Here is a 23918-nt window from a genome sequence, read left to right as displayed (position 1 = left end):
GAGCACGGTTTCCCGTTGTGAGGTGCGCCCACACCCGAACGGACCACCGGGATCCCCGCGCGGAGAAGTGCGGAGACCCCGGTGTTGTTGCCGACGTGAGCGGTCAAGCCTTCTGCTGCATGCTTTCGCGTGCCGGGTTCGCCTGCTCGTCCGCCTTCGGGTCCTTCTCGTCCTGCTTGGCCCGCACGCCGTCCTCGACCCGCTTGCCGATCTCGGGGTCGACGTTGCGCCAGTACTCGAAGGCGCGGACGAGCACCGGCTCGGACACCCCGTTGAGGAGGTGGCCCGTGACGTTGTCGACCAGACGGGTCCGCGCGTCGTCGTCCAGGACCTCGCGGACCATGGTGCGGGCCTGGCCCCAGTCGTCGTCTTCGGCGTGGGCGACGTAGGCCGAGCGCACCATGTCGCCTTCCGCGCCCCATCCCGCGGCCGGGCCGTACCGCTCGGCGTCGGCCTGGGGACCGCCCTTCGAGTTCGGCGCGTACACCGGGTCGGAGACGGGCGTGTACCGCATCGCCCCGTCCTTGCTGTAGCTGTGCACGGGCGACTTGGACGCGTTGACGGGCAGCTGCTTGTAGTTGACGCCGATGCGGTAGCGGTGGGCGTCCGCGTAGGCGAACAGCCGGCCCAGCAGCATGCGGTCCGGGCTCGCGCCGATGCCGGGCACCAGGTTGTTCGGCTCGAACGCGGCCTGCTCGATCTCGGTGTGGTGGTCGGTGGGGTTGCGGTCCAGGGTGAGCCGGCCGACCTCGGTGAGCGGGTAGTCGGCGTGCGGCCAGACCTTCGTGAGGTCGAACGGGTTGAACCGGTAGCCCTCGGCCTCGTCGAAGGGCATGACCTGGACGAACATCGTCCAGCTCGGGTGCTCGTCGCGCGTGATCGACTCGAACAGGTCGCGCGTGTGGTAGTCGGTGTCGGCGGAGGCGAGCTGGTCGGCCTCGTCCTGGGTGAAGAACTCCACGCCCTGGTCGGTCTTGAAGTGGTACTTCACCCAGAACTTCTCGCCAGCGGCGTTGACCCACATGTAGGTGTGGGAGCTGTAGCCGTTCATGTGGCGCCACGTGCGCGGAATCCCGCGGTCGCCCATGAGCCACGTGACCTGGTGGGCCGACTCGGGGGAGAGCGTCCAGAAGTCCCACTGCATGTCATGGTCGCGCAGGTTGTTGTCCGCACGCCGCTTCTGCGACCGGATGAAGTGCTGGAACTTCATCGGGTCCTTGATGAAGAAGACCGGCGTGTTGTTGCCGACCATGTCGTACACGCCCTCGGTCGTGTAGAACTTCACCGCGAAACCGCGCGGGTCGCGCCACGTGTCGGGGCTGCCGCGCTCACCGGCCACAGTGGAGAACCGCGCCAGCACCTCCGTCTCCGTGCCCGGCTGGAACACCGCCGCCCGCGTGAAGCGCGAGACGTCCGCGGTCACCTCGAACCTGCCGAACGCCCCGCTGCCCTTGGCGTGCGGCTGGCGCTCCGGAATCCGCTCGCGGTTGAACTGCGCCATCTGCTCGATGAGGTAGTGGTCCTGCAACACGATCGGACCGGCGGGCCCGATCGTCAACGAGTGCTCGTCACTCTCCACCGGAATGCCGGCGTCGTTGGTCGTGGCGGGATGCTCAGCCATCTGTTCCTCTCAGCGACGTGCGGGAACGGCCCCGGACAGGCGGCCGTACACGACGGGTCGGCTCCGGGCGGAAGCGCGCAAACATCTCGCTGGTGGGACAGGAGCCGCCAGTCATCGCCGAGCTGAACCGACCGTTCCGGCGACCGCGAGCGCGGTGCGCAGGAAGACTCGGCCGAGACGACCCGACGTTCGTTGCTGCCACAGCAGTGGTTGCAGCGACTCGCGGAGCGCGGGCGGTGCGTGCCGGGCCATCGCTCTCTGGAAGTCGTGCAACGCCAACGGGATCGACGTGCTACCCGATCGGGTGAGGTGGTCGATCAGCACGTCGGCGTCGACGACCGCGGTGGAGGCTCCTCGTCCGCCGGTGGGCGGCATCGCGTGCACGGCGTCGCCCAGGGCCGTGACGGCACCGACCTGCCACGGCGTGAGGTCGGCGTCGGGATCCGCGGCGTAGTAGGGGAACCGGGTGGCGTGCGCGGGATCCGACCGGTCGAGCAGCGTGCGGGTCCACGGTGCGAAGTCGCGGAGCAGGTGTCGCGCGGACGCCAGCACCGAGGGGCCGTTGACGTCCGAGGTCGCCGTCGCGGTACCGGCGGGCACGACGACGCCCCACAGCACGTAGCCGGGTTCGAGGATCGGGCCAACCTCGCGGCAGGCCAGGGGTGCGACGGGTGCCGTGGAGGGGTCGTGCAGCGTCAGGAACACCGCGACGCCGTCGGGCGCGACGGCGAACGCGGGTCCGCGGTGCAGGGCGTCCGGCATGCCGGACCTGACGGCGTCGTCGAGCGGCGCGCGGCCGGCCAGCCCGTGCGCTGCGAGCAGGCGCGCGGTGGGCCTGCCGGTCAGCGCGGTCACCACGCGGGAACGAGCGCCGTCCGCGCCGACCAGCACGTCGCCGGTCTCACGGGTTCCGTCGGCGAACACGGCGGTCACCGTGCCGTCGGGGTGGTGCTCGAGCCCGGTGAACTCCGAACCGAACCTGATCGACTCGCCCAGGCCGTGGCCGAGCAGCCTGCGCAACGGGATGCGGCCGATCATCAGGTGCTCGCCGTCGTCCTCCAGGGGGATGCGTGCCACCGTCCGCAGCCGGTGGTCCAGGACGCCGAACTGGCGGAGCGAGCGCGATCCCGTGCTGCTGGCCAGCAACGCCTGGAACACCGGCGGAGGCAGTCGCCTGCGCAACACCCCGGCCGCCTCCGGCGTGAGGTGCAACCGGTACCCGCCGGTGTCGGACAGGGCCCGGTCCCGCTCGTGCACGGTCACCGCGACACCGGCGGCCTTGAGACCCTGCGCCAGCACGAGCCCGCCGATGCCGGCTCCGACGACGATGACTCGCATGGCACACCCCAGGATCAGTCTGTTGATACTGCTCTCGTCGAGAGTCGCACAGTTATCGCCACTGAGAAGCCCAAAGTATCAGCAGACTGATACTTTGGTGTGGTGGACGAGACTGACCAGGCGTTGGGGGACCTGCCGGCGTGGGTGGTGGTGCGGGCGTACCACGCGGTGGTGCGCGAGCTCTACGACCTGTTCGCCGCTCACGGGCTGACGCCCGTGCAGTTCGGTGTGCTGGCGCAGCTGACCGAGTCACCCGGCCTTCTGCAGGCGGAGTTGGCGAGGCGGGTGCTCGTGCGTCCGCAGAGCATGACCGCGGTCATCAACGACCTGGTCGGGCGTGGCCTGCTGCGGCGCGAGGGGCTGGGAGGGCGGGGCAGGCCGGTGCCGGTGCTGATCACCGACGACGGCCGGACGGCGTTCGCCGCTGCCGCCGCCGCGATGCGCGAGTTCAACGAGCCAGCCAACCTCGGGCTGGCCGGCTACGAGGCCGGGATGCTGACCGCCCTGCTGCACAAGATGATCGCGTCCCGCGATGCCGGCGGCACCGCGCGGGGAGAAAGTCCGTGAACCGGTCTTGGTTGCGGGTGCTCGCCGGCGTGGTGGAGAACGTCGGTATCCCGGTGGCGAGCTACCTGTTGCTGACCTGGCTGGGCTGGCAGCCGGTCTGGGCCCTGGTGGGCGCGGCCGGGGTGTCGGTCGTGGTCCTCGGCGTGCAGTACGTGCGCACGCGCGCACTGACCACGCTCGGCGTGCTGGTCCTGGTCCGCTTCGCCCTCGGCGTGGCGGTGGCCGTGGTCACCGGCGACCCGCGCCTGGAACTGGCGAAGGACTTCGTCATCACCTCGGCCGTCGGGCTTTTTGCCACGGCCACCCTGGTGTTCGAACGTCCTTTCATCGCCCGCATCCGGCGCGACCTGTCCGGTGAGCCCGACGTGTTCGACCGCCGGTGGGACAACGACCGCGGGTTCCGCGCGGTGCACCGGCGGCTCACCCTCCTGTGGAGCGCGGGGCTGCTCTGCGAGGGGGCCGTCGCGATCCTGCTGATCTACACCCTCCCGCTCACCGCCGCGGTCGTCGCCACCTCGGTGCTGGCCCCGGCGACCCTGCTCGGACTCATCGGCGTCACGGAATGGCGTGCGCGCCGCTACGTCAGCACGAGCATTGTGGTAGGGCGGGCCGGCGATCGGGTATCTGACGGTCTGAGTCCGGACACGGCTGACAGCCGCCCGGCGTGATGCGAGGAGCGATCCGTGTCCGAACACGACGACGCCGTGGCGAAGGTGGCCGAGCTGCTGTCCGGCAAGAAGCTGGCGATGCTCGGCACCACCGCTCCCGACGGCACCTTGATGAGCCGTCCGATGGCGTTGCAGGAGGTGGAGTTCGACGGCGACGTCTGGCTGTTCGCCGAGCGCGACTCCCGCAAGGTCGCCCACATCGGTCACCTGCCCCAGGTGAACCTCGCCGTCAGCGGGCTCTCGACGTGGCTTTCGGTCACCGGACTGGCGAGCGTCGTCGACGACGTCGAGCGCAAGAAGCGGCTGTGGAACGCCGGTGCGGCCGCCTGGCTGCCGCAGGGACCGGAGGACCCGTCGGTCGTGCTGATCAGGATCGAGGCGACCTCCGCCGAGTACTGGGACACGCCGGGCGGGATCGTCGCCTCCGCGGTCAGCTTCGCCAAGGCCAAGATCACCGGTCAGCGCTACGAGGGCGGGGACAACGCCAGGGTCGACCTCGACGACCGGTGACCGGCGCCCTGTTCGTCTCATCAGGACTGTCCGACGCCGGTCATCGTTCGTGCGGGGGCGAGGTCAGCTCCGCTTCGGTTCTCCGTGAACCAGCGCCACGGCCTCGTCCACCGACTGCGTCACGGGCAGCACGTGGGCCAGGGCGCTGGCTGTCAGAGTCCGCACAGCCGCCGCTTCCGTGGCGACGAGGGCGAACCCGACTCCGTCGCGCCGAGCGCGCTTGTTGAGCTCCAGCAGCATCGACAACCCGGACGAGCCCAGGAAGCTGACCGCGAGGTCCACCACCATGCCCCCGGGACGGGTGCCCAGGTGCTCGAAGAGCGTCGCCGCGATCCCGTCGACACTGGTCATGTCGAGCTCGCCGCTGACCACCGCCACGAGCACGTCGTCGTGCTCGTGGATCTGCGTGCCCGCCACTGACACGGTCTCGCTCGAAGTCATCGAACACCTCACCCGGATAGCACAGCTGTTGTTCCCCCGATGCTACGGACGGTGACAGCACAAGGCATGATCACCGGCATTCCGTGGCGCTGTGCCGATTCACACGTTCCCCGCGAGTGAGAAACGGGTACTCGTCGTGGCTGCGCGGATCTCTACCGGGTTTCGGAACACCAGAGCGACTCGATGAGGGTCCCGGCCACGTCGCGGAGCTTCACGTTCTCGTTCTGCGACCGCTCGACCAGCATCGTGAACGCGGCGTCCGCGGAGCAGGAGTGCACGGCCATCAGCACGCCCTTGGCCTGTTCGATCGTGGCGCGGGAGTGCAGCGCCTGCTCGAGGTGCTGGGCCTGGGCGTGGGAGCGCTGCCAGCGCCGGGCGTTGGTGATGGTGGCCGACGCGGCGGTGGTGAACAACAGCACCAAGCCCTCGTCGTAGGGGTCGAACGCGGCGGCGGTCCGGCTGTGGACGGTGAGCGTTCCGACGTGCTGCGCGTCGGTGGGACCCGAGGCCGGCAGCACGAGGGGAACCGACAGGTAGGCGCGGACGCCGGTCTCGGACGCCGCGCGCTCGAACTCCGGCCATTCCTCCGAGCGTTCGCCCACGGCCGCGCGCACGGGCTTGAGGGTGAACGCGGACTCCAGGCCGGGCCCGCGGCCGGCCTCGTGCTGTTCCTCGTCTATCCGGACGAGACTCCGGTCCGTCGCCGCGACGGTGCGGGGCCGGCCGGGGATGACGATGGAGATGCTCACGCCGTCGGCGTCGGGGATGACCCTGGCGGCGGTGTCCGCGAGGCGCTGCAACGCGGCGTCGAGGGACTCCGTCCGGGAGAACGCGTCGCGCAGCACCGCCAGCGCGTCGGTGGCGTCGTCCAGTCGCGTCAACGGGTCGGGGCGTTCGTCGCCGTGCGGTCGTTCCGGCGCTGTCGTGGAGTCGTGCATGCCGCGGCGCCCCTTCGTCTCCGGGTGGAGTTCCACGGCGTCCTGCTCGACGCCTGCCCGGAAGATCGTACGGCGAGTGCGGATCCCGGCCGAGGGCCTTTCGGCCTCCATCCGGGAACCGGGTCGGCGACACGACGCTGGAGGTTTCAACGTTCTGCCGCCGACCCGGACCGGGCCATCCGGAGACGACCGGCCGTGTGGATGCGCGCATGCACGGCGATGGGTCAATACCCGGCAGGCCTCGCTTCCATGCACTCCCGCATGATCGCTTCCGAACTCACGCGGTGGCGCTGAACGATTCCCGCCCGCCGCGCCACACCCCGGCGATCGAGAGGCTGTCGTCGATCACGGTCGTCGGATCGCCGTCGACGAGCACGAGGTCGGCGCGCAAGCCCGGAGCGATGCGGCCGCGGTCGTCGAGACCGAAGCGCCGCGCCGGAACCGACGTGGCCGCCCTCAGCGCGCGGACGGGGGAGAGGCCCGCCTCGACGAGCAACGCCATCTCGTGGTGCACGCTCACCCCGTGTGCCTGGCCGCCGGTCGTGGGGACGGCCACGGAGGCGTCGGTGCCGACCAGGACCTCCACCCCTGCCGCGTCGAGGGCGGCCACGCTGGCCAGCGCGTCGTCGAACGGCGCGTCCCAGGTGGACAGCGGCCGGGCCAGCGCCTCGGCCCACACCGGGTCGAGCTTGCCGCTCACCCGCGGATCGGCGGCGACCTCCGTCGCCGCGGTGCCCAGGAAGGAGCGGACCAGGACGAGGCAGGGAGTCACGAACGCCCCGGAGGAGGCGACCGCCTCGACGAGGCGGTCGTCGTGCGGGCGGTCGATGAACAGGTGCATCAGGGCGTCGGTGCCCCCGCGGGCGGCCCGGGTCCAGGTCTCCGCGGTCTGCGCGTGGGTCATCGCCAGTTTTCCTTGCTCGTGCGCGGCGGTCACGCCGGCGACGTAGGCGTCGTGCGGCAGCAGGGGGAGTCCGGGAGCACCCAGGACCGTGCCCTCCTCCAGGATGAACTTGAGGTAGTCGGACCCGCCGGTGACGAGCCTGTCCACCAGCGAGCGCGCCTGCTCGGGGGAGCTCGTCTGCGGGAACGTCGCCGGGTCGGGGACGCCGGGACCGCTCAGGCCGGCGAAGAGCTGGGTGGGGTGCCCGTGCGGCGCGGTGATCGGCTGCCCCGCACCGCGGACGTCGGCGCTGCCGGGCCGGGCGGCCCACACCGCGCGGTCTTCCGCTGTGGACGGACCGCCCATGTCCATCACGGTCGTGACCCCGAGGCGGAGGGCGGTCGTGAGGTCCTCCGGCTGGGCGTGCGCGTGCGAGTCGATGAGACCGGGCAGCAGGGTCTTGCCGGTGCCGTCGACGGTCCGGTCGACCCCCGCCGGTGGTGCGAAGCCTCCGACGCGGGCCACGAGACCGTCCTCGACGAGCACCGTCGTGGGGGCGAGGACCTGCTCGCCGTCGAAGACGCGAACGTGGGTGAAAGCGATGCGCACGGGAGGGCTCCTTCGGCGGGACGGCGTATGTGTACGACCATACACATGATGTGTACGGCTGTGCACAACTGCTATCGTGCGGCGATGAGCACCGAGGGCGACCAGAGCGTCCGGACGCGGGACGCGGCTCGCACCCGCGCCGCGATCCTCGCCGAAGCACGCCGCCAGTTCGCCACCACCGGGTACAGCACCACCGTCCGGGCCATCGCGGACGGCGCCGGCGTGTCGCCGAACCTGATCACGCGCTATTTCGGCGGCAAGGACGGTCTGTTCCTCGCGGCCGCGCAGGTGCACCTCGAACTGGCCGAGCTCGACGGACCGCGCGAGACGCTCGGCCGGCGGCTGGCCGAGGCGATCGTGGCGCGGTGGAGCGGGATGCAGGGCGAGGATCCGCTCCTGGTCCTGCACCGCGCGTCGGGCGAACGGCCGGAAGCGGCCCGTGCGCTGACGAAGTTCCTCGACGAGGAGTCGTTGTGGCCGTTCGCCGAACAGCTGCGCCGCTACGGGCTGGAGGACGCTGACGCCGAGGCGCGCGCCGCCGCGGTCGACGCGCTGGTGCTGGGCGTGAGCACCCGGCGCCGGGTGCTCACCGACGACCTGGGCGACCTCGACGAGCTCCGGGACTGGCTGGCGGCCGCCGTTCAGCGCCTCGTCGACGCGCCCTGACCGGTCAGAGCGTGTCGACGGGACGCTGGACCGGGCTGCAGGCCTGGGCTGACGGCGCAGCCACGCCGTGCGAGTGCGGAATCACTGGCGCGGGAACGTCGAGGACAGCGCGACCGTGCCGGCCGCGTCGCGGACGACGAAGCCGGACGCGTCCGCCCGCAGGACCGAGCTGTTCAGGTTGCAGTGCATCGCGTTCGTGCCGGTGCCGACGAACGAGCCCGCGGACACCTCGCCGCCGTCGGTGCCGGTGACGGCGACCTGGTAGGTCTGCCCGGCGGTGAACCCCTGGCCGTCGAGCTTGATCTCGACTCCCCAGGTGTGCGGGACGAGCGACGCCTCCGCAGTGACTCCGGGAGCCTGGCGCACGAGCGCGACCGGTTCGAGCGGCACGCCGGGGCGCAGGTACCACCAGGTCGCCCCCGCGACCACCGCGGCGGCAGCGGCCGCGAGGAGGAGCGGAACGCGTCCGCGCCGTCCGCGCTGTCCGCGTTGGGCGTCGACCCGCCGCACGACGAGCTCTTCCAGGTGCGCGGGCACGGTGACGTCGTCGGCGTTCACGCGGGCCAGCGCGCGCACGACCGGGGCGAGCTCGGCCACCGTGCGCTGACACTCCGCGCAGTCGTCGAGGTGGTCCTGCACGGCGGCGAGCTCGGAGCCTTCCAGGTGGTTCAGCACGTAGGCGCCCAGCAGCTCGGTCCGCCGTCGGTGCACCAAGTCGTTCACAGCCGCACCCCCATCTCCTCCATCGCGAGCCGCAGCGCCTTCAACCCGAAGAACACCCTGCTGCGCAGGGTCACCTGGGACACGCCCTGGTCGGCCGCGACGTCCCGGTAGGACCGGCCGCGCAGGTAAGTCTCCACCAACGCCACGCGGTGGTTGTCGCTGATCCGCAGGAGCGCCTGCTCCACCAGCCGCTGGTCGAGCACCGCGTCGGCGTGGTCGGAGACCGTCTCCGGCCGGCCCGCCGCCGCCGCGACCAGGCGCCGGTCGTGCCGGGCACGTGCCCGTGCCTCGTCGATGACGACGTTGCGCGCGATGGCGAACAGCCACACGCGCAGGCTCGCCACGTCCGGATCGAACCGTTCGGCGGACCGCCACGCTCTCAGGAACACCTCCTGCACGGCCTCCTCGGCCGCTTGGCGGTCCCCGAGCTGCCGCAGGGCGAACCGGTAGAGCTCCGGGCCGTGCGCGGCGTACACGGCTCGAAGGTCCGGTTCCGCCCGTTTGCCGATGATCGCCATGAGTTCCCCGTCGCCGCTCCTGCTAGTCAGTTCGGCACCGGCTGCGGTCCGGATGGGTCTGATTTGTTTCGTTCGGCTTCAACACCCGCGGCGGACGCGTCGTACACACCCGTGTTCCGCGTTCACAGCCTTGGGAGAGACCATGCGCATCGTCCGCACGACCGCCATCGCCGCGGCGGCAGCCCTGCTCGCCGGCGTGCTCGGCGCGGCCCCCGCCTCGGCCACCGGCGACCAGCTCCGCGTGCACCTGCTCACCGACGACGGTGTGCTCAGCACCCGCACCTGGTCGTCCCCGCTGTTCGCCCAGCACCGAGTCCGCGTCACCGGCCTCAAGGCCCACGACCGGCTCGCCGGCATCGACGTGCGTCCCGCCACCGGCGTGCTCTACGCGATCGCACGGTCCGGTCAGCTCTACACCCTCGACGCCCGCACCGGCCGCGCCACCGCCGTCGGGACCCCGATCGCCCTCACCGGAACGGCCATCGGGTTCGACTTCAACCCCACCGTGGACCGCATCCGCCTGGTGACCTCGACCGGCCAGAACCTGCGCCTGGTACCCGACACCGGCGCGCTCGCCGCCACCGACGGGCTGCTCGCCTACGCACCGGGTGACCGCGCGGCGGGCTCCACGCCCGAGGTGTCCGCGGCCGGGTACACCAACAGCGTCGCCGGGGCCACCTCCACGACGCTCTACGACATCGACAGCAACAAGGACACGCTCGTCACCCAGGGCACCGCCGCCGGCGTCACCCCGGTCGTCTCGCCGAACACCGGGCAGCTCTTCACCGTCGGCAAGCTCGGCGTCGACGTCGGGAAGACCAACGGTTTCGACATCGCGACCGTCAACGGCCGCCACCACGCCCTCGCCGCCGTGCGGCAGGGCCTGCCGCTGCTGGGCGGCTCGCTGCTGGTGAGGATCAACCTGGAGACCGGTCGCGCCTCGGTCGTCGGACTCGCGGGCGGCGAGGTCGTCGGCCTGGCGTTCGCGAAGTAGCCGGTCTCGTGCCGGAGTTCCTCCGTCAGCGGTCCTCGAAGGCCTGGCGGAGGAACTCCAGCACGACGAAGCGCGCGGTCTGTGCCGGGATCGAACCCCAGACCAGGTCGAAGCAGTGGTCGGCGTGCTTGAGCGAGACCAGCGTCGGCAGCTCCGGCGCCACCATGTACGGGGTGATCGTCTCCAGCGGCACCCACTGGTCGTTCGCGCCGGTGACGACGCAGACACGGGCCGGCGCGGACCCGAGGTGGGCGACGGGAGAGCTCCACTCCCAGCGGTGCGCGACGTCCCGTGGTGTGCCGCCGAGGAAGTCGACGAGGGGAGAGACCTCCCGGTCGACCGGACTGACGCGCCTGCGCCGCAACGTCTCGTAGAGCGACAGCAGGTCCGCCGGCCCGTACACCGACACGACCGCCCGCGGGAGCGGGTGCTCGTCGAGGCTCGCCGCGAGCAACGCCAGGTGCCCGCCCGCGGAAGAACCGAACAACGCGATCCGGTCCGGGTCGACGCCGAGCTCGCCCGCGCGCGCCGCCACCCACCGCATCGCGTCGACCACGTCGAACGGGGCGACGTCCCACCGGGCAGGAGGAGTCAGCCGGTAGCTGATGCAGACGGCGCGATAACCGTTGTCCGCCAACCAGTTCGCGTACGCGCGCAGCTGCCGCCAGTTCCCGCCGGTCCAGCCGCCGCCGTGCACGAGCACGACAGCGGGTCCTGTGGTCGTGCGGTCCGCCGGATACCAGACGCCGAGCGGAAGCGGCACGCCGTCGCGGGTGACGAGCTCGTGCGTTTCCGGTGCACGCGCGCGAAGGAACCCCGCCAGGTCGAAGAACGCGGAGAACAGGGAGGGACGGGAACCCAGCGCCAACCCCTGGCCCCACTGCGCTCCCGCCACGCACACCTGCGCGCCGGTGGTGACCGCCGCGATCACCGCGAAGACGAGGTTTCCGTCCACCAGGGCCACCACGGCCAGTGCGGACGCGAGCAGCGCCAGGGGAGGCGCGAGACTCAGCGTCAGTGCGCGCACCACCCACAACACCGATGCGGGAGAGGGGAGCAGCGACACCACCGCGAGTGCGGCGATCAGCACGATGCCGGCCTGGTACAAGCTGATGGGCCTCTCCGACGGGCGTCAGCGCCGAGGCTCGCCGCCCTGCGCCGTGGTCACCGGTGATTCGGCGACTTCGGCGCCGCGGATTGGTGGGTGCCGCCGAGGAGCACGTGAACGTCACCCGGTCACGGGCCGGGGACGCGGACAACGAGCAGCGCGATGTCGTCGCCGGGGTGGGTGCCGCCGACGTCGTCGGCGAGCAGCTCCAGCAGTTCCTGGAGCGGGCGGTCCCCGTGCTCGGCCAGCACGGCGATCGCCCGCGCTGTCTCGACGTCGAAGTCGCGGTGGGGTTTCTCGACGAGGCCGTCCGTGTGGAAGAGCACGCAGGATCCCGGCGCGAGCGTGACCTGGTGGGTGGTTCGTCGCGACGGCGCCAGCCCGGGGAAGAACATGATGTCGTGGCCGCCGATGGCCTCGACACCGCCCTGCGGCCCGCGCAGCAGCGGGTACGGGTGACCGGCGTTGGTCCAGCTCAGCTGCCAGCCGCCGGCCTCCGCGGGGCGCAGGTGGGCGTGCACGAGGGTGCCGGAGGCGTCCACGCCCAGCGCGAGGTTCGCGTGTTCGAGGGCGGACATGACCCGCGCGGGGCCGGCGTCGGGGTGGTCGAGGTCGGCTTGCCGCAGCATGCTGCGGATCTGGCCCATCTTCGTGGCGGCACCGGTGTCGTGGCCGGTGATGTCGCCGATCGTCACGGCGACGGTACCCGATCCGTCGGCGGCGGGGAGTGGGTAGACGTCGTACCAGTCGCCGCCGACCAGCTCACCGGCGGCGGCGGGCCGGTACAGCGCGGCGACCTCCAGGCCGTCGACGGACGGCAGTTCGGTGAGCATGGCCTCCTGCAGCTGCCGGGCCACGACGATGCGCTGGTCCACGAAGATCGCACGCTCGATCGCGCGGGCGGTGTAGCCGGCCAGCGCGGTGATGATCGCCCGTTCCAGGGCGTCGAGGCGGTGAGGGGTGTCCCAGCCGATCACGAGAGTGCCCAGCGGACCAAACGCGCTGGGCAGTGGCACGCAGATCGCGGTCTGCAGGCCGAGCATGGTCCACGCGTCGACGGCGTCGTCGCAGTAGCCGCCCGCGGTGAGGTCCGCGGTGCCCTGGATGATCACGGTGGTGTTGTCCCGGGCCGCGCGGGCGGTCGGCCACGCGTCGTCCAGGCCGTACCGCTCGTAGCCGTGCTCCACGGCCGCGGCCTCGTCGTCCTCGCCGACCAGGCGTCTCAGCCGCTTGCCCTCGATCAGGACCAGTCCCACGTAGCGGGGCTCGAGGTCGCCGGTGATCAGGTCGCTGACCTGCTTGCGCACCTGGCCCAGGCCCGTGGTGTCGGCCAGGTTGTTGGCGGCGCGCAGCAGCAGTTCGGCGCGGGCGAGCGCCAGCTGCGTGCGCTCGGCGAGCGCGTTGGCGCGGGCGTGGGCCGCCTCGGCACGCCGGGACATGATGAGCAGCCGCAGCTCGGCGCTGCAGGCGGCGGCCAGGTCGACCAGGTCCTGCAGCTGGACGTCGGTCCACTGGTGGGGTGAGGTGTCGATCGCGCAGAGCGAGCCCAGGACGTTGCCGTCCTGGTCGGTCAGCGGCATCCCGGCGTAGGCGGCGACCTGGAGGTCGGTGACCGCCGGGTGCGTGCACCAGTTCTGGTCCGCCTCGGTGTCGTGCAGCACGAGCGGCCGGCCGGTGCGCACGACCCGCTGGCACAGCGAATGGGACAGCGGTGTGGTGCGCGTGCTCGCCCACGGCTCACCGAGCCCGATGAGGCCGGGGAACACCTGCCGGTCCGGCTCCACCAGCGACACCAGCGCGACGGGGACCTCCAGGACGCTGGCGACCAGCCGGGCGAACCGGTCCATCCCGCTGTGCGGGCGCGCGGTGAGCCCTGTCTCGTGCAGGGCTCTCTCGCGAGCCTCGTCCGCTGATCCGCTCTCCGGGGGAAGTGCCCCTGCGCGCTTCTCGCCTGCCAACCCGCCCTACCCGGATGCCCAGTCGTCGTCGGTCGGGAGTCTAACCGCCCCGAGCGGCCGGATCGGTGCAGACGACTCCTCTACCAGGTGTTTCGGGGTCACGTCAGGCGCGTCCCCGAGCGCTCGGCCTCACGGGGAAGCAGGCCTGAGCTGACGGCGCAGCCAGGCCGCTCGGGCGGCGATGGCGTCCTGCGAGAGCACGGCCCGGGGAACCACGACGTCGAACCCGTGGAACCCGCCGGGCCAGACGTGCAGCTCGACGTCGCAGCCCGCCTGCCACAGGCGGCTCGCGTGGGCGACGTCCTCGTCCCGGAACGTCTCGGCCGATCCGACGTCGACGAACGCGGGCGGCAGGCCGGAGAGGTCCGCGGCACGGGAGGGCGCGGCGTACGGGGACACGTCCGGTCCTCCGCGAACGCCCTCGCCGAGGAGCGCGTTCCACCCGGTCTCGTTCGAGGAGCTGTCCCAGATGCCGAGGCCGCGCATCTGCTGCGCCGAGGGCGTGTCGTTGCGGTCGTCCAGCATCGGTGACAGGAGCAGCTGGGCCAGCACGGCCGGGCCGTTGCGGTCGCGTGCCATCAAGGTGACGCCCGCCGCGAGGCCGCCGCCGGCGCTCGCACCGCCGACGACGACGCGGCCGGGGTCGATGCCGAGCTCGTGGGCGTGCTCCGACACCCACACCAGGCCCGCGTAGCAGTCCTCGACGGGGCCGGGGTGCGGCGTCTCGGGTGCGAGCCGGTACTCGACCGAGACCACGGCCATGCCCAGCGGTGCGGCCAGGTCCAGCATCTCGGCCAGGCCGAACCGGTTGTCCCCGACGATCATGCCGCCGCCGTGGACGTGGTAGATCGCCGGAACCGGGGTCGTCGCGTGCTCCGGGAGGCAGATCAGCAGCGAGACGTCCGGTGCTCCGTCCGGCCCCGGCACCGCCCGCTCCCGCACGCTGTAGGTGCCGCCGCGCGAGAGGACCTCGTCGGTGGGGGTCTCCACTCCAGGAACGGGCGCCCGCATCTCGGCGATGTTGTCCGAGCGGTACGCGTCGGGGGGCCGCAGGCCGGCCAGCACCTCGACGACGGGAGCGAGCTCCGGGTCGAAGGGCGGTGGCGGCCCGACCTGCCGGGTGGGGGAGCGGTCCGAGACTTGCGTGGTCATCATGTTCTCCTGCTCGTGGGTGGGTGCCGGCTCAGACGGTCGGGACGGTCCCGCCGTCGATCACGTACTCGGCGCCCACGATCGCCGTGGCGCGGTCCGAGACCAGGAACCCGACCAGGTCCGCGATCTCCTCGGTCCTCGCGAACCGGCCCAGCGGTACTCCGCCGAGGGAGTCGAAGATGGTCTGCTTCGCCGCGTCACGGGTGAGTCCGCCGCCCTCGGCGATCCGGTCCACGAACTCCTCGTAGGCCTCCGTCTCGATCCCGCCGGGGCTGATCGCGTTGACCCGCACGCCGCGGGGCGCGAGCTCGTTGGCGAGTCCCTTGCTGTACGTGCGCAGAGCGGCCTTCGCCGACGCGTACGCCAGAGTCGCGTCGTGCAGGGGCAGTTCACGCTGGATGGAGGTGAAGTGCAGCACCACGCCCGATCCGGACTCGACCATCGCCGGGAGGAGGGCGCGGTCGAGCCGCACCGCGCCCAGGAAGTTGAGGTTGATCTCGGCGAGCCACTGGTCGTCGGTGAGGACCGCGAACCCGCCGGGCGGCGTCGAGGACCCTCCGACGACGTGCACCAGGATGTCGAGCGCGCCGCCGGACTCGGCGATCCGGGCGGCCACCGCGGCGGTGCCTTCGACCGTCGTCACGTCCGCTTCGATGAACCGGTCGGGGTGCTCGTACCCGGCGGGCATCGTCCGTGCCGTCACGTACACGTCGGCGCCCATCTCCCGCAGGCGTTCCGCCACGGCCTTGCCCGAGCCCTTCGAACCGCCCGTGACCAGAGCCTTGCGGCCGTCGAGACGATCGCGGTCTGACGTAGACATGTGTTCCTCCACTGTGGATCGTCGGTGCGGGGCTCGGTCAGGCGGGGTGGTTGGCGATGACGAGCTCGGCGATCCGGTCGTCCCGCAGCGCGAAGCGGTAGTCGAGCTCGGCGACGCCACCCGGGAAGTCGCCCTCGAGCCGCACGGTCACGACCCAGTGGGTGTCGTCGACGCGGTGAGCGCCGATCTGCTCGGTCGTGTACTCGAACTCGGTCCCGGCGTCCCGCAGGAACGCGTGGGTCTCCTCCCGGCCGCGGAAGGTCTCGTCCTGGTCGACGATCACCGCGTCGTCGGTGAGGAACGACGAGGAGACATCGGCGTCGTGGACGACGTGGGCGGTGAAGAAGTCGCGCAGGGTGGCGGGGAGCAGCTCGGTGTTCTGTGTCATGAGCCCACCGTGCGGCCTCGCGGCGCGGGAGGGTCAAGCCGTGGACCCTCTCCCTGGGGGAGAGTCCACAATGACGGGATGTTGACCATCGGGGAGTTCTCGCGGCTGACCCACCTGAGCGTGCGGACCCTGCGCCGGTACCACGAGGCGGCGCTGCTGGAACCCGCCGTGGTGGACGAGGCCACCGGCTACCGCTACTACGCCGTCGACCAGATCCCGGCCGCGCAGGTCATCCACCGGCTCCGCGAGCTCGACGTCCCCCTGGGCGACGTGCAGCGGATCCTGCGGACTCCCGACCCCGGTGTCCGGTCGGCCCTGGTCGCGGACCACCTGCAACGCCTCGAAGACCAGCTCGACCGCACGCGTGCCGCGGTCGTGTCGCTGCGGCGCCTGCTGCGGCCCGACCCCGCGCCGATCGACGTCGAACTGCGCGCGGAGCCCGCCAGGACGGTCGCGGCGGTGGAGGCCGTGGTCGAGCACCACGAGGTCGAGGCCTGGTTCGCCGGCGCGATGGCCGAGCTGCAGGCGGTGGTCGGCTCCGCCGCGACCGGACCGCCGGGCGGCAACTACGACAACGCGCTCTTCGAACAGGAACGCGGGCACGCGCTCGTCTACCTGCCGACCGCGGCGCCACCTCGCACCGGGCGCGTGCACCCCGTGACGCTGCCGGCCGTGGAACTGGCCGTCACCACCCACGTCGGAGAGCACGACGGCGTCGAGGTCACGTACGGCGAGCTCGGGACCTGGGTGGTGGAGAACGCGATGTCGGTGGCCGGGCCGGTGCGGGAGGTCTACGTCGTCGGGCCGCGCGAGGCGAGCGACCCCGCCGAGTGGCGCACCGAGATCGGCTGGCCGGTCTTCCGCGTCACCTGAGGCGAACGCGCTTGCCGGAGGTGTCTACCGGGGCGGCTGGCGGTCGTAGCGCTGGAAGCGTTCGGGGAGAGGTTCCGAGCCGGTGGACTTGGTGCCCGCCACCCGGACCTTGCGGGCCCTGATCCGCCAGCGGTCGCCGTCGTCGACCAGCTCGTCCTCGTAGCAGCCCCACACGTGCAGGTGCCGGTCCTGCTCCGCGTTGTCGTGGAAGGCGTACACGTAGGCGATGGTCCGCGCGGTGCCGTCGCCCACGTGCAGGAAGCTCACCGTCGAGACGTGGTGGCTGGTCGCGGTGTAGCGGCCGGTCGCCGCTTCGAACAGGGCGCGCAGCGCGCTGCGGCCGGTGGTGACGTTGCCGTGCCCGTAGTCGAACGTCCCGTCCTCGGTGAACAGGTCGGCCAGCAGGTCGATGTCCCGGCGGTCCACCCCGCGGCTGTAGGCGTGCAGCGTGTCGGTGATCTCGGCGCGGGCCACCAGGTCTGCCGCGGTCAGGCGGGTCATCGGGCCACCTCCCGAGTTGCGGGCTCGGCGAAGGCGGCGAGGATGTCCCGCAGGCGGTCGGGATCCTCGACGGGCCAGCCGAAATAGGACGACACGCGGTCGACGCGGCCGCCAAAGCGGTTGCGGCACAAGGCCGGCATCTCCTCCGGGGTGCCGACCAACGCGATCTCGCCGAGGATCCGGTCGTCGATCAGGTCGCCCATCTCGGCCCACTTGCCGGCGCGCGACAAGGTCTGCAGCTCGAGCTGGAGGTTCTCGTAACCGATGCTCGCGAGGACCTTGGCGTAAGCGGGGGTGGAGGCGTAGAACGCGATCTGCTCGCGGGTTTTCCGGGTGGTCTCGGCGATCTGCTCCTCGGTGTCGCCCATGACCAGGAACAGCGGCACGTACAGCTCCAGCGCGTCGCGGTCGCGGCCGGACGCCGCCAGGCCGCGTTCGACGGCGGGCAGGGTGACCTGGTCCAGGTACGCCGTGGTGGTCATGCCGTGCAGCAGCAGGCCGTCGCACAGTTCGGCGCCCAGCTCGGTCATCTTCGCGCCGACCGCGGCGACCATCGTCGGGATCCGGTGCGTGTGGTGGTGCGGCGTGAACACCGGCGACATCAGCGTGTGCTGGTAGTGCTCGCCGCGGTAGTCGAGGCGGGTGCCATCGCGCCACGAGGTGAAGATGGCGTCCAACGCCAGCAGGAAGTCGCGCATCCGGCCGGCGGGGGAGCTCCACGGCATGCTGAAGCGCCGCTCGACGTGGGCCTGGATCTGGCTGCCCAGGCCGAGCACGAAGCGCCCGCCGGACATGGCGGCGAGGTCCCACGACAGGTAGGCGACCGACATCGGGTTGCGGGCGAACGCGACCGCGATCGCCGTGCCGACGGAGACGCGCTCGGTCGTGAGCAGCGCCGCCTGCGACTGGAGGAACGCGTCGGTGACGCTCTCGCTCGCCCAGACGCCGTCGAACCCCCGCGCCTCGGCGTCCGCCGCGATCGGCCCGCACCCGGCGGCCGAGGAACCGATCATGCCCATGTCGATCTTCATCGCGCGTCCTTGGGTAGCTGGAGAACCCGTTCCCCGACGGCGTTCTTGAGGATCTCGTCGGTGCCGCCGCCCACGCGAAGACCGGGCAGCCCCAGGGTGAGCTCCGACCACGCGTAGGTGCCCCACTCGCCGGTGTCGGCGACGTGCCCGGCGCCGAGGACGTCCGCGGCGATGTCGCTCATCTGCCGCAGCAGGTCCGTCGTGAGCAGCTTCGTCATGGCCAGCTCCGGACCGGGGGTGCCGCCGCCGTCGAGCAACCGGTCGGTGGTCAGGCGCGCGGCCCACGCGCGCACCACGACATCGGCGAGCTGGTCGCGGGTGCGCGCGTCGATCGGCTCCTGAGTGTGGCGCGCGAGGTCCACCAACCGGTCGACGAGCGCGGCGTCCACGCCGACCTCGCGGCCGATGGCGGAACGCTCGTGCAGCAACGAGGTCATCACGACACCCCACCCGCCGTCGACCGCGCCGACGCGCGCCGAGTCGGGGACGTGGACGTCGGTGAGGAACACCTCGTCGAACGACGCCCCGCCGGTGAGCTGGCGGATCGGGCGGATGTCGACACCGGGTGCGGTCAGGTCGACGAGGAACGTGGTGAGGCCGGCGTGCTTGGGCTTGTCCGGGTCCGTGCGCGCGATGCAGAGACCGATGTCGCTGTAGTGGGCGCCGGAGCTCCAGACCTTCTGGCCGTTCAGCACCCAGCCGTCGTCGCGGCGTTCGGCCCGTGTGGACAGACCCGCGAGGTCCGATCCGGCACCGGGTTCGCTGTAGAGCTGGCAGGCGATGACCTCGCCGGTCCGCAAACGGCGCAGCAGCCCGGTTTTCTGGTCCTCGGTGCCGTGCTCGAGCAGCGTCGGGCAGAGCGTGGACGCGCTGAAGCGGAGGTAGGCGTCGTCGGGGAGGGCGTGCTCGGCCTCGACGACGCGCAGGACCTCGGCGTGCCGCGTGGTCAGGCCCGCGCCGCCGTGCGCCTGCGGACCCTCCACCCAGGACAGTCCGTGCGCGTCGAGGTGAGCGCGGTAGCGGCGCAGCTCCGCGATCTCCTCCGCCTCGCCCGCGGACCGTTCGGCGACGACCGAGACCCGGTCATCGCCTTGGCCCCAGGCGTTTCCGGCCGCGGCACGGCGTGGGGCGAACGCGCCGACGACCTCGGTGACGCGCTGCCGGAAATCCCCCTCGCTCACATCGTCCTCCGATCGGGGCTCCCGGGTCCTGCGCACTGTTGCGCCGGTGGGGCGACGTCCTTAAGCTAGCAAAGCAAGTGCTTGATTTAAAGTGCGTCGAGCCGGGTAGAAGGAGGTGCCGTGGCCGGCATCCAGTCCTATGCCGTGTACCTGCCTGTGCCGCGCCTGGACCGCGCCGACGTCGCCCGCGTGCTCGGGGGACGGGGCGAGGGGGCACGTCCCGTCGCGTCGTTCGACGAGGACTCCACCACCATGGGAGTTGCGGCCGTCAGGGCCGCACTGCGCGGCGGTGCCGTCGGCAGCCTGTGGTTCGCTACGACGCGGCCCGCCTACTTGGAGAAGTCGAACGCGGCCACCGTCGCCGCCGCGTCCGGGCTCGGCGAGGACGTGGCGGCCTACGACGTGTCCGGTGCGCTGCGCGGGGGAGCGGGTGCGCTGCGCGCGGCCCTGTCCGCCGGTGACTCCGTGGTCGTCGCGAGCGACCTCCGCTACGGCCTGCCCGGTTCCGCTGACGAGGCCGGCGGTGCCGATGCCGCCGCCGCGTTCGTCGTCGGGCCCGACCCGGTCGCCGAGCTGCTCGGGACGGCCGCGCTGACGAGCGAGTTCCTCGACCGGTGGCGGGTTCCCGGCGAGGTCCGCACCCGGACCTGGGAGGAACGCTTCGGTGTGGAGGCCTACGTCCCCCTCGTCGAACGGATCGTCGACGACGTCCTCGGCCGTTGCGAGCTGAAGCGCGAGCAGATCGACCACGTCGTCGTCAGCACACCACACGCCCGTGCACGAGCCACCGCACGGCGTGGATTCGAGGCCGCGCAGCTCGCCGCCGCGGACACCGCGAACCCGGGCTACGCCGGCGCCGCCGACCTCGCGATCGGCCTGGCGCTCGCACTCGACGCGGCGTCCCCCGGCGACGTGATCCTGGCCCTGTCGGCCACCGACGGCGCCGACGCCTTCGTCTTCCGCGTCACCGAGAAGCACGCGAACGGTCCGCGCAGCGGGGTGGAGAACGCACCGCCCTCGCAGCCCGTGTCCTATGGCGACTACCTCAACTGGCGCGGCCTGCTGCCGCGCGAGCCCGCGCGACGCCCGGACGTGAAGCCGCCCGTGCCTCCCGCCTCGCGTCGCACCGCGGCCTGGAAGTTCGGTTTCATGGCCGCGCAGTGCGGTTCGTGCGGCTACCGCAACCTGCCGCCGCGCCGGGTCTGCCTGCGCTGCTCCGCGACCGAGGGCTTCGAGCCGGTCTCGATGGTCGGCGTGCCCGGCAGGATCGCGACGTTCACCGACGACTGGCTCTCCGAGTCGGTCCAGCTCCCGGCCCGCGTCGTCGCGGTCGACTTCGACGGCGGCGGCCGGTTCGAGTGCGAGATGACCGACGCCGCCGGTCGCGAGCTCGCCATCGGCGACCGGGTGACCCCGGCGTTCCGGCTGGCGAGCGTGGCGGGCAACGGGGTCCGCAACTACGTGTGGAAGGTGCGCCCGCACCTCGAGGAGGCCTGATGGGATCGCACGCTCTCACGACGCCGGTCGCCGTGGTCGGCATGGCCTGCACCGACTTCGGCGAGCACTGGGACCGCGACGTCGACGACCTGCTCGTCGAGGCGACGCACGGCGCGCTGCGCTCGGCGGGCGGGCTCGGGGTCGGCGACGTCGACGCGTTCTGGCTGGGGTCGATGATCTCCGGTGTCTCCGGGCTGACGCTCACGCGTCCGCTCAACATCGCGCACAAGCCCGTGACCCGCGTCGAGAACATGTGCGCCACGGGGTCGGAGGCCTTCCGCAACGCCTGCTACGCCGTGTCTTCCGGCGCCTACGACGTCGTGATGGCGGTCGGCGGCGAGAAGCTCAAGGACGCGGGCTACACCGGCCTGGAGATGCCGAGCGTGCCGAACGACGGCACGCCGCCGGTGCTCAGCGCCCCCGCCATGTACTCGATGATCGTGCCCGCCTACGCGCGCCGCTACGGCGTGCCGGAGGAGCAGGTCAAGGAGGCGATGACCCACATCGCCTGGAAGAACCACGGCAACGGGGCGAGGAACCCGCGCGCGCAGTTCCGCAAGGAGGTGCCGAAGGAGACCATCGCCCAGGCTCCCGCGCTGGCGGGCAGGCTCAGCGTGTTCGACTGCTCCGGCGTCGCCGACGGGGCGGCCGCGGCCGTGATCGTCCGTGCCGAGGACGCGCTGAAGTACACCGACACGCCGTTGTACGTGCACGCACTGGCGCTCGACGCCGGATCGGGCACCGGCCGCAACGACAGCGATTACGACTACTCCGACCTCGGCGAGGCGGCGGCGTCGGCGAGAGCGGCGTACGCGCAGGCCGGGATCACCGACCCGGCGACGCAGATCTCGCTGGCCGAGGTGCACGACTGCTTCACGCCGACCGAGATGGTCCTGATGGAGGAGTTGGGGTTCTCGGAACGCGGCAAGGCCTGGCGGGACGTCCTCGACGGCCGCTACGACCGCGACGGCGCGCTGCCGGTCAACACCGACGGCGGCCTGAAGAGCTTCGGCCACCCGATCGGCGCGAGCGGGCTGCGGATGATCTACGAGATGTGGTTGCAGTTCCGCGGCGAGGCGGGGGAGCGGCAGGTCGCCGACCCGCGGTACGGGCTCGTGCAGAACCAGGGCGGCAGCCCCGGCGACCTCGTCAGCGCGGTCACCATCTTCTCCAGCCGCAAACCCTGAACTGGTCCTTCGCGCGACGCCCGCTCGGGGGCGACGCGGTCCGTTAGGGTGACCGAGCATTCTCGACCGGTTACAGAAAGGCACGCAGTGTGAGTACTACCCGTCGCCGCTCGACCGGCTCTCCCACGGGCGTGGCTCGCAAGGAGCTGATCATGCGGGCCGCGGCGAAGGTGTTCGCGGAGAAGGGCTTCTCCGCCGCCACCGTGCGGGACATCGCCGACGAGGCCGACATGCTCTCGGGCAGCCTCTACTACTACTTCGACTCCAAGGAGGCGATGGTCGAGGAGGTGCTCGTCGAGTACCTCGACACGATCATCCGCGGGTACGACGCGGCGATCGCCAGGGCGGAGGGTCCCGTCGACGCGCTGGAGCAGCTCGTCGCGTGTGCCCTGCGCGGCCTGGTCGAGAACCGGCAGCACGTCACGATCCTCCAGAACGACTGGCACTACGTGGGCCCGATGAAGGGCATCTCCGACCGGCAGCACCGGGTCGAGAAGGTGTGGCTGGAGACGATCCAGCGGGGCATCGACGCGGGCGTCCTGCGCGACGACATCGACGCCCGGATGATCTACCGGACCATCATGGGTGCGATCCAGGCGGTCATCCGCTGGTTCAACCCGCGGGGCCGGGTCGGCATCGACCGGGTCATCGAAGTGCAGATCGCGATCCTGCTCAACGGGATCCGCACCAGCTGAACCAGGAGGGGCGCCCATGGGCGCCTCCCCGTCAGCACCGCATAGCAAGCGCTTGATTCACAACGGGAGGAGTGGCGTGTCGGGTCTGATGCTCAGCGCCGAGCTGTCGCCGGTGTTCGCCCGTTTCATGGACCAGCGCAGCCCGGTGGAGGTCAGCCGCCGCGCGGGCGCCGGGCTGCCCGAGCTGTGGACGGGCCTGGTCGAGGAGGTCGGTGCCGCGGCCCTGCTGGTCGAGGACGAGCACGGCGGCCAGGGCGCCACGCTCACGGAGCTGGCCGCCGCGGTGGCCGAGACGTCGCGGTGCGGCTGGTCCGGACCGCTGGTGGCGGCGTCGGGGGTCGCCGTGACCCTGCTGTGCCTCGTCGACCCCGCCGACGACACCGGCCTGCGCCGGGCGCTCGCCGAGCAGGGGCTGGTCGTCGTGCCCGCCCTGCACGAGGACGGGGCCGGCGCCGCGCTGGACGCGGCCACCCGGTTCGACGGGCGGACGGTCAGCGGCCGCAAGACGTTCGTCCACAGCGGAACCCACGCCGCCGCGTTCCTGGTGACGACCTCCGGCGGCGGTCTGGTGCTGGTCGACGCCACGGCACCGGGGGTGCGCGTCACCGCCATGGACGCGGTGGATCCCGGTCAGGGCCTCGCCCTGCTCGACCTCGACGGCGCCCCGGCCTCACCGGTCGCCGACGGGGTGGGCGCCGCGGTGCGCGACGCGTGGCTGACCGGCGCGCTGCTCACCGCGGTCGACGCCCTCGCGGCCGCCGACCGGGCCTTCCGGCTCGCCCGCGACTACGCGGTGGACCGCACGCAGTTCGGCCGCCCCGTCGCGTCGTTCCAGAGCATCAAGCACAAGCTCGTCGACATGTACGCCGAGCTGACGACGGCGACCAGTGCCGTGCTGGCGGCACTGGCCGCCGCGTCGGAGAGAACGGCGGACTGGCGCTTCGCCGCGTCCGCGGCCAAGGTCCGCGCGGGCGACGCCGCTATGTTCGTGCTGCGCGAAGCGGTCCAGGTGCACGGCGGCATCGGGTTCACGTGGGAACACGAGATCTCC

25 protein-coding genes are annotated in these 23918 nt (G+C 71.8%); 10 read left to right on the top strand and 15 right to left on the bottom strand.

Going from position 1 to position 23918, the window contains the following annotated elements; genetic code table 11:
- Positions 1-103: 103 nt before the first annotated feature.
- Both VF330_RS36950 and VF330_RS36945 read right to left on the bottom strand, forming a co-directional pair.
- Complete coding sequence (locus VF330_RS36950; RefSeq protein ID WP_330856389.1) at positions 104-1621, bottom strand: catalase; 1518 nt, start codon at positions 1619-1621, stop codon at positions 104-106.
- 111 nt (positions 1622-1732) lie between these two features.
- Positions 1733-2959, bottom strand: coding sequence for an NAD(P)/FAD-dependent oxidoreductase (locus VF330_RS36945; RefSeq protein WP_330856388.1), 1227 nt, complete (start codon positions 2957-2959; stop codon positions 1733-1735).
- A gap of 102 nt (positions 2960-3061) precedes the next feature.
- Between VF330_RS36945 and VF330_RS36940 the strand changes: the two genes are divergently transcribed.
- From VF330_RS36940 to VF330_RS36930, 3 genes are read left to right on the top strand one after another with little or no spacing between them, the layout of a single operon-like run.
- Positions 3062-3526, top strand: coding sequence for a MarR family transcriptional regulator (locus VF330_RS36940; RefSeq protein ID WP_330856387.1), 465 nt, complete (start codon positions 3062-3064; stop codon positions 3524-3526).
- A complete protein-coding gene (locus VF330_RS36935) occupies positions 3523-4194 on the top strand; it encodes a VC0807 family protein (RefSeq protein WP_330856386.1) in 672 nt (223 codons plus the stop codon). The genes VF330_RS36940 and VF330_RS36935 overlap by 4 nt, the downstream gene beginning before the upstream one ends.
- A 15-nt stretch (positions 4195-4209) precedes the next feature.
- On the top strand, positions 4210-4704 hold the full coding sequence (locus tag VF330_RS36930) for a pyridoxamine 5'-phosphate oxidase family protein (protein ID WP_330856385.1): 495 nt from the start codon (positions 4210-4212) through the stop codon (positions 4702-4704).
- Between the two features lie 63 nt (positions 4705-4767).
- On the opposite strand, the gene VF330_RS36925 is transcribed toward VF330_RS36930, so the two are convergent.
- From VF330_RS36925 to VF330_RS36915, 3 genes are all read right to left on the bottom strand, one after another.
- Entirely contained in the window at positions 4768-5145 is a 378-nt protein-coding gene (locus tag VF330_RS36925; RefSeq protein WP_330856384.1) for an STAS domain-containing protein, read from the bottom strand.
- 152 nt (positions 5146-5297) lie between these two features.
- Complete coding sequence (locus VF330_RS36920; RefSeq protein ID WP_330856383.1) at positions 5298-6119, bottom strand: GAF and ANTAR domain-containing protein; 822 nt, start codon at positions 6117-6119, stop codon at positions 5298-5300.
- 241 nt (positions 6120-6360) lie between these two features.
- On the bottom strand, positions 6361-7575 hold the full coding sequence (locus VF330_RS36915) for an amidohydrolase family protein (RefSeq protein ID WP_330856382.1): 1215 nt from the start codon (positions 7573-7575) through the stop codon (positions 6361-6363).
- Between the two features lie 84 nt (positions 7576-7659).
- Here VF330_RS36915 and VF330_RS36910 point away from each other — a divergent pair, with 84 nt between their 5' ends.
- Positions 7660-8241, top strand: a complete 582-nt coding sequence (locus VF330_RS36910; protein ID WP_330856381.1) for a TetR/AcrR family transcriptional regulator — start codon at positions 7660-7662, stop codon at positions 8239-8241.
- Between the two features lie 81 nt (positions 8242-8322).
- Here VF330_RS36910 and VF330_RS36905 read toward each other — a convergent pair whose 3' ends face one another.
- On the bottom strand, positions 8323-8964 hold the full coding sequence (locus tag VF330_RS36905) for a zf-HC2 domain-containing protein (RefSeq protein WP_330856380.1): 642 nt from the start codon (positions 8962-8964) through the stop codon (positions 8323-8325).
- Positions 8961-9482 (bottom strand): sigma-70 family RNA polymerase sigma factor, encoded by a 522-nt coding sequence (locus VF330_RS36900; protein ID WP_330856379.1) that lies wholly within the window; start codon positions 9480-9482, stop codon positions 8961-8963. The genes VF330_RS36905 and VF330_RS36900 overlap by 4 nt, the downstream gene beginning before the upstream one ends.
- 142 nt (positions 9483-9624) lie before the next feature.
- Between VF330_RS36900 and VF330_RS36895 the strand changes: the two genes are divergently transcribed.
- A complete protein-coding gene (locus VF330_RS36895) occupies positions 9625-10476 on the top strand; it encodes a DUF4394 domain-containing protein (RefSeq protein ID WP_330856378.1) in 852 nt (283 codons plus the stop codon).
- Positions 10477-10501: 25 nt separating this feature from the next.
- Here VF330_RS36895 and VF330_RS36890 read toward each other — a convergent pair whose 3' ends face one another.
- The 5 genes from VF330_RS36890 to VF330_RS36870 form a co-directional block, all read right to left on the bottom strand.
- Positions 10502-11584, bottom strand: a complete 1083-nt coding sequence (locus VF330_RS36890; protein WP_330856377.1) for an alpha/beta hydrolase — start codon at positions 11582-11584, stop codon at positions 10502-10504.
- A 128-nt stretch (positions 11585-11712) separates the two neighbouring features.
- Positions 11713-13431, bottom strand: coding sequence for a GAF domain-containing SpoIIE family protein phosphatase (locus VF330_RS36885; protein ID WP_330856376.1), 1719 nt, complete (start codon positions 13429-13431; stop codon positions 11713-11715).
- Between the two features lie 240 nt (positions 13432-13671).
- A complete protein-coding gene (locus VF330_RS36880) occupies positions 13672-14694 on the bottom strand; it encodes an alpha/beta hydrolase (protein WP_330856375.1) in 1023 nt (340 codons plus the stop codon).
- Positions 14695-14725: 31 nt separating this feature from the next.
- Complete coding sequence (locus VF330_RS36875) at positions 14726-15514, bottom strand: SDR family oxidoreductase (RefSeq protein WP_330856374.1); 789 nt, start codon at positions 15512-15514, stop codon at positions 14726-14728.
- A 37-nt stretch (positions 15515-15551) separates the two neighbouring features.
- Complete coding sequence (locus VF330_RS36870; RefSeq protein ID WP_330856373.1) at positions 15552-15902, bottom strand: nuclear transport factor 2 family protein; 351 nt, start codon at positions 15900-15902, stop codon at positions 15552-15554.
- A 78-nt stretch (positions 15903-15980) separates the two neighbouring features.
- On the opposite strand from VF330_RS36870, the gene VF330_RS36865 reads away from it, so the two are divergent.
- Positions 15981-16775 carry a MerR family transcriptional regulator gene (locus VF330_RS36865; RefSeq protein ID WP_330856372.1) on the top strand — a complete coding sequence of 265 codons (795 nt, stop codon included), beginning with the start codon at positions 15981-15983 and terminating at the stop codon, positions 16773-16775.
- Positions 16776-16799: 24 nt separating this feature from the next.
- On the opposite strand, the gene VF330_RS36860 is transcribed toward VF330_RS36865, so the two are convergent.
- The 3 genes from VF330_RS36860 to VF330_RS36850 are packed head-to-tail and all read right to left on the bottom strand — an operon-like array spanning position 16800 to position 19488.
- Positions 16800-17276: a nuclear transport factor 2 family protein gene (locus VF330_RS36860; protein WP_330856371.1), complete on the bottom strand. Its 477-nt coding sequence runs from the start codon at positions 17274-17276 to the stop codon at positions 16800-16802.
- Positions 17273-18307 (bottom strand): TIGR03617 family F420-dependent LLM class oxidoreductase, encoded by a 1035-nt coding sequence (locus VF330_RS36855; RefSeq protein WP_330856370.1) that lies wholly within the window; start codon positions 18305-18307, stop codon positions 17273-17275. Before VF330_RS36855 ends, VF330_RS36860 begins: the two co-directional genes overlap by 4 nt.
- Positions 18304-19488, bottom strand: coding sequence for an acyl-CoA dehydrogenase family protein (locus VF330_RS36850; RefSeq protein ID WP_330856369.1), 1185 nt, complete (start codon positions 19486-19488; stop codon positions 18304-18306). The genes VF330_RS36855 and VF330_RS36850 overlap by 4 nt, the downstream gene beginning before the upstream one ends.
- A 120-nt stretch (positions 19489-19608) precedes the next feature.
- Between VF330_RS36850 and VF330_RS36845 the strand changes: the two genes are divergently transcribed.
- From VF330_RS36845 to VF330_RS36830, 4 genes are all read left to right on the top strand, one after another.
- On the top strand, positions 19609-20985 hold the full coding sequence (locus tag VF330_RS36845; protein WP_330856368.1) for a hydroxymethylglutaryl-CoA synthase: 1377 nt from the start codon (positions 19609-19611) through the stop codon (positions 20983-20985).
- The gene (locus VF330_RS36840) at positions 20985-22172 is read left to right on the top strand and encodes an acetyl-CoA acetyltransferase (RefSeq protein ID WP_330856367.1); all 1188 of its coding nucleotides are present in this window, start codon (positions 20985-20987) and stop codon (positions 22170-22172) included. Before VF330_RS36845 ends, VF330_RS36840 begins: the two co-directional genes overlap by 1 nt.
- Before the next feature lie 152 nt (positions 22173-22324).
- Positions 22325-22867 carry a TetR/AcrR family transcriptional regulator gene (locus tag VF330_RS36835; protein WP_330856366.1) on the top strand — a complete coding sequence of 181 codons (543 nt, stop codon included), beginning with the start codon at positions 22325-22327 and terminating at the stop codon, positions 22865-22867.
- 76 nt (positions 22868-22943) lie between these two features.
- Positions 22944-23918 (top strand): acyl-CoA dehydrogenase family protein (locus VF330_RS36830; RefSeq protein ID WP_330856365.1); only part of this gene is annotated, 975 nt, incomplete at its 3' end.

Origin of the sequence: Lentzea sp. (assembly GCF_036380075.1) — a bacterium.
Taxonomy (GTDB): Bacteria; Actinomycetota; Actinomycetes; order Mycobacteriales; family Pseudonocardiaceae; genus Lentzea.
This window is presented reverse-complemented; position numbering and strand designations above follow the sequence as displayed.

Coding starts and splice junctions, on each gene's coding strand:
- VF330_RS36950 (WP_330856389.1), bottom strand. CDS start 1,621: ATGGCTGAGCATCCCGCCACGACCAACGACGCCGGCATTCCGGTGGAG.
- VF330_RS36945 (WP_330856388.1), bottom strand. CDS start 2,959: ATGCGAGTCATCGTCGTCGGAGCCGGCATCGGCGGGCTCGTGCTGGCG.
- VF330_RS36925 (WP_330856384.1), bottom strand. CDS start 5,145: ATGACTTCGAGCGAGACCGTGTCAGTGGCGGGCACGCAGATCCACGAG.
- VF330_RS36910 (WP_330856381.1), top strand. CDS start 7,660: ATGAGCACCGAGGGCGACCAGAGCGTCCGGACGCGGGACGCGGCTCGC.
- VF330_RS36900 (WP_330856379.1), bottom strand. CDS start 9,482: ATGGCGATCATCGGCAAACGGGCGGAACCGGACCTTCGAGCCGTGTAC.
- VF330_RS36895 (WP_330856378.1), top strand. CDS start 9,625: ATGCGCATCGTCCGCACGACCGCCATCGCCGCGGCGGCAGCCCTGCTC.
- VF330_RS36885 (WP_330856376.1), bottom strand. CDS start 13,431: ATGGACCGGTTCGCCCGGCTGGTCGCCAGCGTCCTGGAGGTCCCCGTC.
- VF330_RS36880 (WP_330856375.1), bottom strand. CDS start 14,694: ATGACCACGCAAGTCTCGGACCGCTCCCCCACCCGGCAGGTCGGGCCG.
- VF330_RS36875 (WP_330856374.1), bottom strand. CDS start 15,514: ATGTCTACGTCAGACCGCGATCGTCTCGACGGCCGCAAGGCTCTGGTC.
- VF330_RS36870 (WP_330856373.1), bottom strand. CDS start 15,902: ATGACACAGAACACCGAGCTGCTCCCCGCCACCCTGCGCGACTTCTTC.
- VF330_RS36865 (WP_330856372.1), top strand. CDS start 15,981: ATGTTGACCATCGGGGAGTTCTCGCGGCTGACCCACCTGAGCGTGCGG.
- VF330_RS36860 (WP_330856371.1), bottom strand. CDS start 17,276: ATGACCCGCCTGACCGCGGCAGACCTGGTGGCCCGCGCCGAGATCACC.
- VF330_RS36855 (WP_330856370.1), bottom strand. CDS start 18,307: ATGAAGATCGACATGGGCATGATCGGTTCCTCGGCCGCCGGGTGCGGG.
- VF330_RS36840 (WP_330856367.1), top strand. CDS start 20,985: ATGGGATCGCACGCTCTCACGACGCCGGTCGCCGTGGTCGGCATGGCC.
- VF330_RS36835 (WP_330856366.1), top strand. CDS start 22,325: ATGCGGGCCGCGGCGAAGGTGTTCGCGGAGAAGGGCTTCTCCGCCGCC.